The organism is Aggregatibacter actinomycetemcomitans DSM 8324, from assembly GCF_000372365.1.
Classification (GTDB): Bacteria; Pseudomonadota; Gammaproteobacteria; order Enterobacterales; family Pasteurellaceae; genus Aggregatibacter; species Aggregatibacter actinomycetemcomitans.
On record NZ_AQUU01000002.1, the window covers coordinates 132,427 to 145,457 of the forward strand.

The 13,031-nt window shown below is 45.9% G+C and carries 14 protein-coding genes and 1 other RNA gene; 9 read left to right on the top strand and 6 right to left on the bottom strand.

The window, feature by feature from the left end:
- Window positions 1–77 precede the first annotated feature (77 nt).
- Window positions 78–866 carry an outer membrane protein assembly factor BamD gene (locus A3CS_RS0101815; RefSeq protein WP_005544908.1) on the top strand — a complete coding sequence of 263 codons (789 nt, stop codon included), beginning with the start codon at window positions 78–80 and terminating at the stop codon, window positions 864–866.
- A gap of 35 nt (window positions 867–901) precedes the next feature.
- Here the strand turns inward: A3CS_RS0101815 and A3CS_RS0101820 are convergent, their stop codons facing one another.
- The 3 genes from A3CS_RS0101820 to A3CS_RS0101825 all read right to left on the bottom strand — a co-directional run bounded on the left by A3CS_RS0101820 (window position 902) and on the right by A3CS_RS0101825 (window position 2,079).
- A complete protein-coding gene (locus tag A3CS_RS0101820; RefSeq protein ID WP_005544906.1) occupies window positions 902–1,477 on the bottom strand; it encodes a 5-formyltetrahydrofolate cyclo-ligase in 576 nt (191 codons plus the stop codon).
- A gap of 15 nt (window positions 1,478–1,492) precedes the next feature.
- Window positions 1,493–1,676: non-coding RNA, 6S RNA (gene ssrS / locus A3CS_RS1000000111285), on the bottom strand.
- Window positions 1,677–1,770: 94 nt separating this feature from the next.
- Entirely contained in the window at window positions 1,771–2,079 is a 309-nt protein-coding gene (locus A3CS_RS0101825; protein ID WP_005589964.1) for a cell division protein ZapA, read from the bottom strand.
- 176 nt (window positions 2,080–2,255) lie between these two features.
- On the opposite strand from A3CS_RS0101825, the gene A3CS_RS0101830 reads away from it, so the two are divergent.
- From A3CS_RS0101830 to rplS, 6 genes are all read left to right on the top strand, one after another.
- Window positions 2,256–2,804, top strand: a complete 549-nt coding sequence (locus A3CS_RS0101830; RefSeq protein WP_005575001.1) for a YecA/YgfB family protein — start codon at window positions 2,256–2,258, stop codon at window positions 2,802–2,804.
- Between the two features lie 14 nt (window positions 2,805–2,818).
- Window positions 2,819–4,120: a Xaa-Pro aminopeptidase gene (gene pepP, locus A3CS_RS0101835; protein ID WP_019518182.1), complete on the top strand. Its 1,302-nt coding sequence runs from the start codon at window positions 2,819–2,821 to the stop codon at window positions 4,118–4,120.
- A gap of 494 nt (window positions 4,121–4,614) precedes the next feature.
- Entirely contained in the window at window positions 4,615–4,863 is a 249-nt protein-coding gene (rpsP, locus tag A3CS_RS0101840) for a 30S ribosomal protein S16 (RefSeq protein WP_005540791.1), read from the top strand.
- Window positions 4,864–4,888: 25 nt separating this feature from the next.
- Entirely contained in the window at window positions 4,889–5,416 is a 528-nt protein-coding gene (gene rimM, locus A3CS_RS0101845) for a ribosome maturation factor RimM (RefSeq protein WP_005544897.1), read from the top strand.
- 65 nt (window positions 5,417–5,481) lie between these two features.
- A complete protein-coding gene (gene trmD, locus A3CS_RS0101850) occupies window positions 5,482–6,231 on the top strand; it encodes a tRNA (guanosine(37)-N1)-methyltransferase TrmD (RefSeq protein ID WP_005544895.1) in 750 nt (249 codons plus the stop codon).
- Between the two features lie 25 nt (window positions 6,232–6,256).
- Window positions 6,257–6,607, top strand: coding sequence for a 50S ribosomal protein L19 (gene rplS, locus A3CS_RS0101855; RefSeq protein ID WP_019518183.1), 351 nt, complete (start codon window positions 6,257–6,259; stop codon window positions 6,605–6,607).
- A 109-nt stretch (window positions 6,608–6,716) separates the two neighbouring features.
- Here rplS and mreD read toward each other — a convergent pair whose 3' ends face one another.
- The 3 genes from mreD to A3CS_RS0101870 form a co-directional block, all read right to left on the bottom strand.
- Window positions 6,717–7,205: a rod shape-determining protein MreD gene (gene mreD / locus A3CS_RS0101860; protein WP_005544893.1), complete on the bottom strand. Its 489-nt coding sequence runs from the start codon at window positions 7,203–7,205 to the stop codon at window positions 6,717–6,719.
- Entirely contained in the window at window positions 7,205–8,278 is a 1,074-nt protein-coding gene (gene mreC / locus A3CS_RS0101865) for a rod shape-determining protein MreC (RefSeq protein ID WP_005544891.1), read from the bottom strand. Before mreC ends, mreD begins: the two co-directional genes overlap by 1 nt.
- A 69-nt stretch (window positions 8,279–8,347) precedes the next feature.
- Entirely contained in the window at window positions 8,348–9,403 is a 1,056-nt protein-coding gene (locus A3CS_RS0101870; RefSeq protein WP_005540797.1) for a rod shape-determining protein, read from the bottom strand.
- Window positions 9,404–9,652: 249 nt separating this feature from the next.
- Between A3CS_RS0101870 and rnr the strand changes: the two genes are divergently transcribed.
- The gene (gene rnr, locus A3CS_RS0101875) at window positions 9,653–12,058 is read left to right on the top strand and encodes a ribonuclease R (protein ID WP_012820853.1); all 2,406 of its coding nucleotides are present in this window, start codon (window positions 9,653–9,655) and stop codon (window positions 12,056–12,058) included.
- Entirely contained in the window at window positions 12,055–12,792 is a 738-nt protein-coding gene (gene rlmB / locus A3CS_RS0101880; RefSeq protein ID WP_005544885.1) for a 23S rRNA (guanosine(2251)-2'-O)-methyltransferase RlmB, read from the top strand. The genes rnr and rlmB overlap by 4 nt, the downstream gene beginning before the upstream one ends.
- The last annotated feature ends 239 nt before the right edge of the window (window positions 12,793–13,031 follow it).

Consider the following 13,031-nt stretch of genomic DNA (forward strand, 5'->3'; position numbering starts at 1 on the left):
TATTTAGCAATGTCCTATACAATGTCGGGCAATTGTAACCCATTTATCATTTTTCGTAAAAATAAGGATTCTATCCAATGCGTAAACTTAAATCCTTTGCATTGCTTACTGCCATGGCGTTGGCGGTAACAGCATGTTCAAGTTCAAAACAAGATGTGGAACAAGCCCCTGAGCAAACCTTATATACTACCGGTCAAACCTATTTGCAGGATGGCGATTATTCCCAAGCCATTCGTTATTTTAATGCGGTAAGCAACCGCTTCCCGGGCAGTTCCTACGGCGAACAGGTGCAACTGAATTTAATTTACGCGTACTACAAATCTCAAGATTATAGCGAAACCTTGCTAACCATTGACCGCTTCATTCAACGTTATCCGAACAGCAGTCACTTGGATTACGCCCTTTACATGGCAGGTTTAACCAATTCCGCCTTGGGCGATAATTTCTTCCAGGATTTCTTCGGCGTGGATCGCGCTACCCGTGAAAATACCTCAATCAAAACCGCCTTTGCCAACTTTCAGAATTTAGTTAATCATTTCCCGAACAGCCCTTATACGCCGGACGCGTTGGCGCGTATGACTTACATTAAAGCCAGTCTTGCCCGTCATGAATTGGAAATTGCCAAGTTCTATTTTAAACGGGATGCCTATGTGGCGACGGCAAATCGCGTGGTGTCGATGTTAAAACTGTATCCGGACACACAAGCTACGTTGGACGCATTGCCGCTTATGAAGGAATCTTATGAAAAGATGAACTTGAAGCATTTGGCGGATCAAACGGCGAAGGTAATTGCCGCGAACGAAGGCAAGAAGTTTGACGAGCCGGAAAAACCGAAAGAGCCGGAACTTCAAGCGCCACAACAATAACAAAAAACCTCCGAATTTTCGGAGGTTTTGCTTTTTTATCCCGCCAGAATGTGTTCTAACGGCACATCCCAGCTTTCTACCGGCAACGTTTCTACCTGCTGACATTGATGCGCCAAACCCACGGCGATGAAACGATGTTGTCGGTGTTGTAACGTGCGATCATAAAACCCGCCGCCCATGCCGAGGCGATTGCCCTGTTTGTCAAACGCCACCAGCGGGGTGAAAATCATGTCTAATTGCGCCAACGGCAGCACATTTTGCACATTCAAATGCGGTTCTAAAATGCCGAATTTATTTTGTTTCATTGGGGTGTCCGGCAAATAGCGCAGAAACAATAAATGCCCGCGACAGAACGGATGTAACACCGGTAAATAAACATTTTTGCCTTGCTGCCATAATCGTTCAATGAGCGGTTGGGTGGAAATTTCGCCGTCAAAGGCAAGATAAAGTCCGATATGTTGCGCATGATGCTGTTCAATGAGCGCTAACGCCTGTTCGGTGATGTTTTTAGCGACTTGTTGCTGTTGAAGTGCGGTCAGTTTTCTGCGCGTTTTTCGCATTTGCTGACGAAGTTGTTGACGAACTGTGGCGGTTGAAGGATGTGCTTGCATAGGTATTATTTGGTAGGAGACCCCGAGGTGCCGTTGCGGGTGGTCGGTCCTTGAACCCTACGGTTCAAGGGAATTAGTTGAAATCATTTTTAGGCTTCTTAGTCGAGCTAAGCCTGCACACCAATGACAGGAAACCAATTCATAAGATTAAAAGTATCGGCTCAGGGACGTAACCCACTGGCGAACACCTCAGGAAATTCTTTTATTTAATACTACTCGAAATTACGTTTAATGACTAGCACAAACTCTTTTTCTCAGAATACTTTTAGTTATCTGAAATCACGGTGAAATTCTCAGGAATTGAACTTCGGCGCACCGATATTTTCGAGAGAATGATCCAGCGGACGCAGGATTTTATTTTTCAATACATCCTCAATTAAATGCGTTTTTTTCTGTTCCTGCATGAGTTCAAAACTTAAATTCAGGGCAACGATGGAGAGCACTTTATCCACTTGCAGAATGCCGGTGCGTTCTTTCATTTCCGACACGCGCTGATCCAATTCCCGGGCGGCGCTGCGTAATGCGTCATGTTGTTCTTCCGGGCAATTTAAACGTAACAGCTGCCCTAATACGGAGATTTCAATACTTTTCGTCGATGACATTTTTTGCCCCAAATCCATTAATCAAAATTGCGCGTATTATGCCACAGGCGGAAAAGCTTGCCAATTTCTAAACCGGTTGTGAGCGTTCGCAAATTCTCTTGAAAATCCCTGCGGAGTATTGGTCGCCTTGTGTGAAGAGTGATAAACTAAGGGCAATTTCAACAAGGATAATTTCAATGACAACAATTTTTTATCAACATCTGAATCAACAACTCCGTCAAGCTTCCATTCCGCTTTCCGCCGCCGAATTACACGGCTTTTTGAGCGGTTTAATTTGTGGCGGTGTTCAGGATCAAAGCTGGCAACCGTTGCTTTACCAATTCACCAATGATAATCACGCCTATCCCATCGCACTTTTGCAGCAAATTAGCGACATTTATCAGCAAATTCGTCGCCAATTAGCCGACAATGAAAGTTTTGATTTTGAGCTTTGCCTGCCGGAAACGGAAAACGTGTTCGAACAGGCAGACGGTTTAGCGGAATGGTCGAACCACTTTTTGCTCGGTTTAGGCTTGGCGCAACCGCATTTGGACAAAGAAAAAGGCGACATCGGCGAAGCGGTGGAAGATTTACGCGACATTTGCCAATTAGGCTATGATGATGAAGATGACCCGGAAGAACTGGCGCAGGCGGTGGAAGAAATCGTGGAGTATGTGCGCACCATCGCCACCTTATTTTTCACCCATTTTAATCAAACTGAAGAAAAACAACCGACTTTACATTAATATAAGGACAAACTATGGATCTCGCGTATATGGCTGCGTTACCGCCGGAAGAATTCGCGCAACGCCGGGCTAAAGTATTTGAGCAAATGCAGGACAATTCCCTGTTTTTGGTGTTTTCCGATATTGAGCGTCGTCGCAACGATGGCTGCGATTACCCGTTCCGTCAGGATAGCTATTTCTGGTATTTAACCGGCTTTAATGAGCCGAATGCCGCTTTATTATTGCGTAAACACCAAGGTGAACAACAAGCGATTATATTTTTACGCCCGTCCGATAAATTGCTGGAAATTTGGAACGGTCGCCGCCTTGGCATGGAAAATGCGCCGCAGACGCTACTAGTGGATAGTGCTTATGCTATTGAAGACTTTATTTCGCAGTTTAAAAATTTAGCGCAAAAACAGACCGCACTCTACTACGCACCGAAGCAACAACCTTGGGGCGATGCGTTGCTGGAGCAAAGTGCGGTGGAATTTTCCGGTGTTTTTAACTGGAAGTACATGCTGGGCGAAATGCGCCTGTTCAAATCGGAAAATGAAATTGCGCTGATGCAACAAGCGGGGCAAATCAGCGCGTTGGCGCACATTAAAGCCATGCAACAAACCCGTCCGAACCGTTTGGAATACGAAGTGGAAAGTGACATTTTACACGAATTTAACCGCTTCGGCGCGCGTTATCCGGCTTACAACAGCATTGTTGCGGGCGGCGAAAATGCCTGCATTTTGCACTATTCGGAAAACAATATGCCGTTGCGCGACGGCGATTTGGTGCTGATTGACGCAGGCTGTGAATTCGCCATGTACGCGGGGGATATTACCCGCACTTTCCCCGTGAACGGTAAATTCAGCGAGGCGCAAAAAGCCATTTATGACATCGTACTGCAAGCGCAAAAACGCGCCATTGAATTGTTGGTGCCCGGCAGCTCCATTGCGAAAGTGAACGAGGAAGTAATTCGCATTAAAACCGAAGGTTTGGTGCGTTTAGGTATTCTGAAAGGCGATGTGGATGAATTGATCGAACAAAAAGCCTATCGTGAATTTTATATGCACGGCTTAGGGCATTGGCTCGGCTTGGATGTGCATGATGTGGGCGAATACGGCGAAAACCGCAGTCGCACGTTGGAACCGGGCATGGTGATTACGGTGGAACCGGGTTTGTATTTATCCAAAGACGCTGATATTCCGGAGCAATACAAAGGCATCGGCATTCGCATTGAAGACGACTTACTGATTACCAACTACGGCAACAAAAACCTCACTTCCGCTGCGCCGAAAGAAATTGCCGATATTGAAAAACTGATGGCGGACACGTGCGCTTAATTGAACCAAAATTCAAGTTTTCAGCCCGAATGCGTATTGGTGTTTTTACCTTTAGAACAGGAAATTTCACAATATTAACAATCCGGCTTTGGTTTCGGTGAATATCGTTATTTGCGTTATTACGAAGGCAAAGTGGGAGTGGCTAAAATGTTGTTACTGATGCAGGTATTCAGTGGCGATCATCGGGCTTGGCTTGTCGGCAACGAATAAAATGGGGCTGCGAAAAGAGCAACTGATTAAACAGGTGTTAGGGCTGTAGAAATGACGCCTTAAAAAACACTCGGAAAAACAACCGCACTTTTTCCGCATTCATTGCAAAAAATCCTCTTCTCACCGAACCTGAACATGGATTTCAGCTTGCTTTTTATGCGAAAAAGAGTAAAATCCACAGGCTTTTTGTCTATATATACAGAGAAAAAAGTAAGTTTAACTCTCATTTAACTTTCGATATTTGAGGGTTTTCTTTTTTGTAATCAAATTATTAGAGGAAGGTTATGGTAACCATTCGTTTATCTCGTGGCGGAGCTAAAAAACGCCCATTTTACCAAATCGTTGTTGCTGACAGCCGTTCACCGCGTGACGGTCGTTTCATTGAGCGCGTTGGTTTCTTCAATCCAATCGCACAAGGTAAAGCAGAACGTGTTCGTATTGATTTAGACCGTGTTAACCACTGGGTTGGACAAGGTGCTTCATTATCCGATCGCGTCGCGAGTTTAGTAAAAGAAGTGCAAAAAGCCGCTTAATTTTACTTTTTAAGAGGTGATGAAGATGCAACAACAAAGAATCGAAACTGTCGGCAAATTAGGTTCGACTTATGGTATTCGCGGTTGGTTACGCATTTATTCATCCACAGAACAAGCTGAAAGCATTTTTGACTATCAACCTTGGTTTTTAAAAATCAAGGGACAATGGCAACCGACAGAACCGGAAAACTGGCGTCATCATAATCACGAACTGATCGTTAAATTAAAAGGCGTGGATGATCGTGAAGCGGCACAAATTCTGGCAAATGTGGAAATCGGTGTGGATTTATCGGTATTTCCGCAGTTGAAAGAAGGCGACTACTATTGGCATGATTTAATCGGTTGTACGGTGGTGAATCTGGCGGGTTATGCCATGGGAACGGTGACCGAGATGATGGAAACCGGATCCAATGATGTGTTGGTGGTCAAAGCCAACGTAAAAGATGCTTTCGGAAAACAAGAACGGTTAATTCCGTTTTTGTATGAACAAGTAGTTAAAAGAGTCGATCTCGCCACTAAGACGATTACAGTGGATTGGGACGCTGGTTTCTAATCTCAGGTATGCCGTAGCGCTTTGCGGTAACATTAACATAAGGCTCAATGAATTAAGGCTAAATTATGTGGATTGGGGTAATAAGTCTGTTCCCTGAAATGTTTAAAGCAATTACGGAATATGGGGTAACCGGCAGGGCTGTTAAGCAAGATCTGTTACAAGTGCGGTGCTGGAATCCGAGGGATTTTACGCACGATAAGCACAAAACCGTAGATGACCGCCCTTACGGCGGAGGTCCCGGAATGCTGATGGTGGTGCAACCGTTAAAGGATGCCATCGACGCAGCAAAAAAGGTAGCAGGCGAAGGCGCAAAAGTGATTTATCTCTCACCGCAAGGTCGCAAACTTGACCAGCCGGGTGTAGAGGGATTAGCCCAAAATCAGAAATTGATTTTGTTATGCGGCCGCTATGAAGGCATTGACGAACGGTTGATTGAAACCGTGGTTGATGAAGAATGGTCGGTAGGTGATTATGTATTAACCGGTGGTGAATTGCCGGCAATGACGTTAATTGATGCCGTTGCCCGTTTTATTCCTGGTGTACTCGGTAAACAGGCTTCCGCGGAGGAAGATTCCTTTGCCGAGGGATTGCTTGATTGTCCGCATTATACGCGCCCTGAAGTGCTTGACGGATTGGCCGTGCCTCCCGTGCTGATGTCAGGACACCATGAAGAAATTCGCAAATGGCGGTTGAAACAATCGTTATTGAGAACATGGTTACGACGCCCTGAGCTACTGGAAGGCCTAGCTCTGACTGACGAACAACGTAAGCTGTTAAAACAGGCGCAAGCCGAATATAACGGTAAACTCAGTTAAATCTAGGATCAAAAAGGATCAAAAAATGTCTAACATCATTAAACAACTTGAACAAGAACAGTTAAAACAAAACGTGCCTAGCTTTCGTCCGGGTGACACATTAGAAGTTAAAGTATGGGTTGTTGAAGGTAGCAAACGTCGTTTGCAAGCGTTCGAAGGCGTGGTTATTGCAGTTCGTAACCGTGGCTTGCATTCCGCATTTACCTTACGCAAAATTTCCAACGGGGTTGGTGTTGAACGGGTATTCCAAACTCACTCTCAGGCTGTTGACAGCATCGTTGTGAAACGTAAAGGTGCTGTGCGTAAAGCGAAACTTTACTACCTGCGTGAACGTTCAGGCAAATCTGCCCGTATCAAAGAACGTTTGGGTGAATAATTTACAAACTAAAAAAGGCTTGGGAATTCCAAGCCTTTTTCGTTACATAGCTACATAAAATGCGGCCATAAAAAAATGCGTTTTAACGCCGAATTGTTATTTCAATTCGTTAATCAATTCCCAACCGGTAGCGGACCTTTCTTAATAATAAAAACATCCACGGCCAGAGCATGCCACTGATTAAGGCACCGAAAATTTCCTGCCAATTAAAGCTGGCGTCGTGCAGGAGTGATTCGATAAAGAAAATACTTAAACGAACGGCAAACACTAATGCGACAACTAACAAACTTTGCATCCATAAGGAAAGGTTACGCAGAATCAGGTGGTAGGTAGTGATTAAATAAGCAGAAACGGAAAGAACCAATGCGTGAATGCCAAGGGTTGAGCCAAGTACCATGTCCCAAATGATACCGATAATGAATGCCTGACCGATGTTGACTCTATGTGGAATAGATAATGTCCAGTAAGTGAAAACCAACACGATCCATGTCGGTTTAAAACTTTGAAAACCCACAGGCCAAGGCGCAATTTCCATCACCAAGGCGATGATAAAAATCGTGCTTAATACGAAACATTGAAAAATAAAACGACCTTCCATTAATTTTCTTCTCTCTGTGGTTGTTCGCTCGGAATAACCGGTGCAGGTGCATTATTTTCTCCCGAAGTATCGGGCGCTGTTTCCGGTTGGAGATCTTCCGGCGTATCAGTAGGCGTATTTAGCGTCTCATTATTCTCAGTCGGTACCACAGCTTTTTTCACTTTATTGGCTTCGCTACCTTGATTTTCTAAACGTTGCTGCACTGCTTTGCGGACCTCTTCCGGCGTGATGGATTTCGCTTTACGCATATCTTCATTCGTTGGCCAGAGTAAAAGTACATAGCGTAATTTATCAATGGATGCCAAAGGCTTTGCCGTGACGGTGGCGAAGTAATTTTGTCCGTCGCGGGAGATTGACTCTACAACGGCAACAGGGTAGCCCTCTAAAAAGCGTCCACCTAGCCCTGACGTTACCAATAAATCACCTTTTTCAATATCTACCGAACGGGGCACGTTATCCAGCGTCAGTTCGTCGCTATGCCCGGTTCCACTGGCGATCAGACGCACATCGTTACGCAATACCTGTACCGGAATGGCATGGGTTACATCGGTAACCAACAGCACGCGGCTGGTATTTTCACCGACAGAAATAATTTGTCCTACCACGCCTTTTTCATCAATGATAGGTTGTCCTACATAAGCACCGTCTTTCTGCCCTTGATTAATCACCACCTGCTGGCGGTAAACGTCCATTTCAGCGGTAAGCACTTCGGCAATTTTTTTATATTCGTCAATGCGTAGGGGTGAATTGAGTAACAAACGTAAACGTTGGTTTTCCACTTTAAGCTGATCAAGCAATAACAAATCGGCATTTTTTTCGCGTAGCTGCGTTTTTAAGACTTTATTTTCGATTTGCAGCTTGTTGGTATCCACCAAATTGTCAGACACACCGTCCAGTACGGTACGCGGCGTATTGGCTAAATAATAAAGCCCGCCCACCGCCGTTTCAAGAAAACCACGGGTTTGAATCATGGCTGCGGTTTGACCGTCGGAGAGGATTAAACCGATAGAGGCGGTGACCGCAAAAAAAAGTTTTAATCCTAAGGGAGGGGTTTTACCGAATATGGGTTTCATTCTGTTTAATCCGGGCTAAATAAAAGTGCGGTTAAAATTCACCGCACTTTTCGTTGAGTTTAGCTTAAATTAAATTTCATCACTGAAAATATCGCCGCCGTGCATATCGATCATATCCAGTGCTTCACCACCACCGCGTGCCACGCAGGTTAACGGTTCTTCTGCAACGATAGTCGGTACGCCGGATTCTTTGGCTAATAACACATCGATGTTGCGTAACAACGCACCGCCGCCGGTTAGCACCATGCCGCGTTCAAAAATATCAGCGGCGTGTTCCGGTTGGCATTCTTCAAGCGCCGTGCGTACGGCGGCAACGATGCCGCTAAGCGGTTGACGAATCGCTTCTAACACATCACGGGAACTTAGCGTAATGGAACGTGGCGCCCCTTCAGCAATGTTAGAGCCATGAATTTCCATTTCTTTGATTTCATCGTCTTCCTGAATGTAGGCGATACCGATTTCTTTTTTAATTCGTTCGGCGGTTTGTTCGCCGATAATGGAACCGAAGGTTTTGCGGATATAAGACACGATGGCTTCATCAAAACGGTCACCTCCGATGCGTACGGAAGAAGAATAGACGATACCGTTTAAGGAAATAATCGCCACTTCGGTGGTACCGCCGCCGATGTCGATCACCATGGAACCGGTTGCAGTGGAAACCGGCAATTTCGCACCGATTGCCGCCGCCATCGGCTCTTCGATTAAATATACTTCGCGGGCGCCGGCACCGATTGCGGATTCTTTAATGGCGCGACGTTCTACTTGGGTGGCGCCTGCCGGTACGCAAATTAATACGCGTGGGCTCGGACGCATGAAATTGCCGCTGTGCACTTGTTTAATGAAATACTGCAACATTTTTTCGGTGACGAAGAAGTCGGCGATAACCCCGTCTTTCATCGGGCGGATGGCTTCAATGCTTTTTGGCGTACGACCTAACATTTGTTTCGCTTCTTTACCGACTGCAGCGATACTTTTCAGAGAACCACTGCGATCGCGGCGAATGGCTACTACGGAAGGTTCGTCAAGGACAATACCCTGACCTTTTACATAAATAAGGGTGTTTGCCGTACCCAGGTCGATGGAAAGATCGTTAGAAAACAGACCGCGAATTTTTTTAAATAGCATAGGAATTCCGTTTAGCTGAATTGAATAAAGAATGCTCACATTTGAGCGTCAAAAAAATTGTACTAAATGTACCAAAAAATGCAGGGTTATAACAGAAAATTTTGTATAAATAAGGTAAAAAAATCTGTGCAAAACCTTTACGTTCAAGGTTTCTTAAAGGTCAGCAGCACGCGTTTGCCACATCATTTCCCTTGCTTTAGTCAAAACAGGGTGTAAACTGACCGCACTTTATTTGACTGATGAAAAATTATGGCGAAAAAACACAATAAATCCCCTTTGCAGGATCCGAATTACGCAAAGGAATTGGCGAAATATGACAACCCGATTCCGAGCCGCGAATTTATCCTGCAAATTATCCGCAAGCAAAACTCTCCTATGAGCAAAGAAGAGATTTTTGCAGCCCTCGCGATTTCCGACGAAGAGCAGCAGGAAGCTATGCGTCGCCGTTTACGCGCCATGGAAAACGACGGGCAGTTGGTGTTTACCAAGCGCAAACGCTATGCTTTGCCGGAAAAACTGGATTTGCTCAAAGGCATGGTTATCGGGCATCGGGAGGGTTTCGGCTTTTTGCAGGTGGAAGGGAAAAAAGAGGATTTTTTCATTCCGAATGTGCAAATGCAAAAAGTTATGCACGGTGATTACGTACTGGCGCAAGCCAACGGATTTGACCGTAAAGGTCGCCCTGAGGTGCGCATCGTGCGTTTATTGGAGGCGAACAAAAAGCAAATTGTCGGTCGCTTTTTCTTAGAACAGGGCATCGGTTATGTGGTGCCTGATGACAGCCGTATTACACGCGATATTTTAATCCCCGACGAAGCCCGCCTTGGCGCGCGCATGGGGCAGGTTGTGGTGGTGGAACTGAACCCGCGCACCGCCCCGTTCTTCCAGCCGATCGGTAAAATTACCGAAATCCTCGGCGATAACATGGCAAAAGGGATGGAAGTGGAAATTGCCATTCGCAAGCATGACATTCCTCACGCGTTCCCAAGTGCGGTGGAAAAACAACTTAAAAAATGGCAGGAAGAGGTGCCGGAAGAGGCAAAACGCGGGCGCGTGGATTTGCGTGATTTGCCGCTGGTGACCATTGATGGCGAAGATGCCCGCGATTTTGACGACGCCGTATTCTGCCAAAAACAAGGCAAAGGCTGGAAACTGTGGGTGGCGATTGCCGATGTGAGCTATTATGTTCGACCGAAAAGCGCCTTGGATTTGGAAGCGTATAATCGAGGCAACTCTGTGTATTTCCCGAATCGGGTGGTGCCGATGCTGCCGGAAAAGCTCTCCAACGGGCTATGTTCCTTAAATCCGCAGGTGGATCGGCTGTGCATGGTGTGTGAAATGACGCTTTCCGCTAAAGGCAAAATGACGGACTACCGATTTTACGAAGCGGTGATGAACTCACACGCCCGTTTAACCTACAACAAAGTCGCAAAAATACTAGAAAAAGACACCGCACTTTACGAGCGTTACGCGCCTTTAGTACCGCATTTACAAGAACTTCACGATATGTATCGGGCGCTGGTGAAAGCCCGTCAGCAGCGGGGCGCCATCGAATTTGAAACCATCGAAAGTAAATTTATTTTTAATGCGTTGGGGCGTATTGAACGTATCGAGCCGGTAGTGCGCAACGATGCCCATAAAATCATTGAAGAATGTATGATTCTGGCGAATATTGCCGCCGCCAATTTTATGGAGAAAAATCAGGAACCGGCGCTGTATCGCATTCATGCGTTGCCGGGGGAAGAAAAACTTACGGCGTTTCGCAGTTTCTTGGCGGAATGTGGCTTAACGCTGGGCGGTGGCAATAAACCGACGCCGATGGATTATGCCGCGTTGCTGGAACAAATCCAAACGCGCCCCGATCGCGAATTAATTCAAACCATGTTATTGCGCTCCATGAGCCAGGCGGTGTATAGCGCCGATAATATCGGACATTTCGGCTTGGCATTGAGCGAATACGCACATTTTACGTCGCCGATCCGCCGTTATCCCGATTTAACTTTACACCGCAGTATCAAATATTTATTGGCGAAAAAGAAAGGTTCCAAACGTAAAACCACCGACACCGGCGGTTATCATTATCAGCTTGACGAAATGGATGTCTGCGGCGTCCATTGTTCCGCCACGGAACGTCGTGCCGATGACGCCACCCGGGAAGTGGCGGATTGGCTGAAATGCGAATATATGCAGAATCATGTGGGTGAAGAATTTGACGGCGTGATTTCCTCCGTCACCGGTTTTGGCTTTTTCGTCCGCTTAAACGACTTATTTATTGACGGCTTGGTACATATTTCCGAGCTGGAGAACGATTATTATTTGTTCGATATGCCGAAACAGCGTCTTATCGGTGAAAATAGCGGCATGATCTTCCGTATCGGCGATGTGGTGAAAGTGCGGGTGGACGCGGTGAATCTGGAACAAAAACAAATTGATTTTGCCCTGATTGACAGTGAACGTAAACCAAGACGCAGTGGCAAAACGGCGAGAACCAAAGCGAAGAAAGCCGAAACCGCAGCCTCTAAAAAGTCAGCGAAAAAGCAACCCGTTGAAAAGAAAAAAACGAAACCACAGAAAAGTGCGGTCAAAAATAATGGCGTTTCTAAAACGAACCCGCAAGCCGCAGCTAAGAATAAGAAGGCGAAGAACAAAGCATGAGTGAAACCATTTATGGCATCCACGCCGTTAAGGCGTTTGTGACCCATTATCCGGAGCGTTTAATTGAAGTCTGGGCGCTAAAAGGACGCGATGATCAACGTTTGCAACCGTTAATTAATGAAATTCAGCGTTTGGGGATTTCCGTTCAATTTTTAAACCGCCAAACGCTGGATAAAAAAGCCGAAGGCGAAGTGCATCAAGGTATTATTGCGCGCGTGCATTCCTTACCGGAATTAAACGAGCATGATTTGGATCGTTTGCTGGAACAGCAAAATACGCCTTTATTGTTGGTATTGGACGGCGTGACGGATCCGCATAACTTGGGCGCTTGTTTGCGTACTGCCGATGCGGCGGGCGTGAATGCGGTGATTGTGCCGAAAGATAAATCGGCGCAATTGAATTCCACCGCGCGTAAAGTGGCATGCGGTGCGGCGGAAAATGTGCCGCTTATTCGCGTGACCAACCTTGCCCGCACCTTGCGTGAATTGCAGAAACGGCATAATGTGTGGGTTGTCGGCACCGCGGGCGAAACTACGGAAACGCTGTATCAAACCAAACTGACCGGCGCATTAGCCCTGGTGATGGGCGCGGAAGGCGAGGGAATGCGTCGTTTAACCCGCGAACACTGCGACCAATTAATCAGCATTCCAATGATGGGTTCCGTTTCTTCTCTCAATGTTTCCGTTGCCACCGGCGTGTGTTTATTTGAAATCGTGCGGCAGCGCTTAAAATAATGCCATCCAGCGTGAATAAGACGGAAACCTTTTCGTCTTATCGTTTCATATTCTCCTCAAAAAACACCTTGAAAAACAACCGCACTTTTTCTTTGCCAAAAAACTAAAACTAATTATTTATTCCCGTATTCCCCTACATTTTTATGCGCAAAAAGGAATATTTCTTTTGGGTTTTTGCGCTTTATCATTTCGCATACAATCAAATGACAGGTATTTTTGTGATACTTCTCACAAAATCC

Excerpts from the sequence above, each read along its gene's own strand:
- A3CS_RS0101815 (WP_005544908.1), top strand. The coding sequence starts at position 78 with ATGCGTAAACTTAAATCCTTTGCATTGCTTACTGCCATGGCGTTGGCG.
- A3CS_RS0101820 (WP_005544906.1), bottom strand. The coding sequence starts at position 1,477 with ATGCAAGCACATCCTTCAACCGCCACAGTTCGTCAACAACTTCGTCAG.
- A3CS_RS0101825 (WP_005589964.1), bottom strand. The coding sequence starts at position 2,079 with ATGTCATCGACGAAAAGTATTGAAATCTCCGTATTAGGGCAGCTGTTA.
- A3CS_RS0101830 (WP_005575001.1), top strand. The coding sequence starts at position 2,256 with ATGACAACAATTTTTTATCAACATCTGAATCAACAACTCCGTCAAGCT.
- pepP (WP_019518182.1), top strand. The coding sequence starts at position 2,819 with ATGGATCTCGCGTATATGGCTGCGTTACCGCCGGAAGAATTCGCGCAA.
- rpsP (WP_005540791.1), top strand. The coding sequence starts at position 4,615 with ATGGTAACCATTCGTTTATCTCGTGGCGGAGCTAAAAAACGCCCATTT.
- rimM (WP_005544897.1), top strand. The coding sequence starts at position 4,889 with ATGCAACAACAAAGAATCGAAACTGTCGGCAAATTAGGTTCGACTTAT.
- trmD (WP_005544895.1), top strand. The coding sequence starts at position 5,482 with ATGTGGATTGGGGTAATAAGTCTGTTCCCTGAAATGTTTAAAGCAATT.
- rplS (WP_019518183.1), top strand. The coding sequence starts at position 6,257 with ATGTCTAACATCATTAAACAACTTGAACAAGAACAGTTAAAACAAAAC.
- mreD (WP_005544893.1), bottom strand. The coding sequence starts at position 7,205 with ATGGAAGGTCGTTTTATTTTTCAATGTTTCGTATTAAGCACGATTTTT.
- mreC (WP_005544891.1), bottom strand. The coding sequence starts at position 8,278 with ATGAAACCCATATTCGGTAAAACCCCTCCCTTAGGATTAAAACTTTTT.
- A3CS_RS0101870 (WP_005540797.1), bottom strand. The coding sequence starts at position 9,403 with ATGCTATTTAAAAAAATTCGCGGTCTGTTTTCTAACGATCTTTCCATC.
- rnr (WP_012820853.1), top strand. The coding sequence starts at position 9,653 with ATGGCGAAAAAACACAATAAATCCCCTTTGCAGGATCCGAATTACGCA.
- rlmB (WP_005544885.1), top strand. The coding sequence starts at position 12,055 with ATGAGTGAAACCATTTATGGCATCCACGCCGTTAAGGCGTTTGTGACC.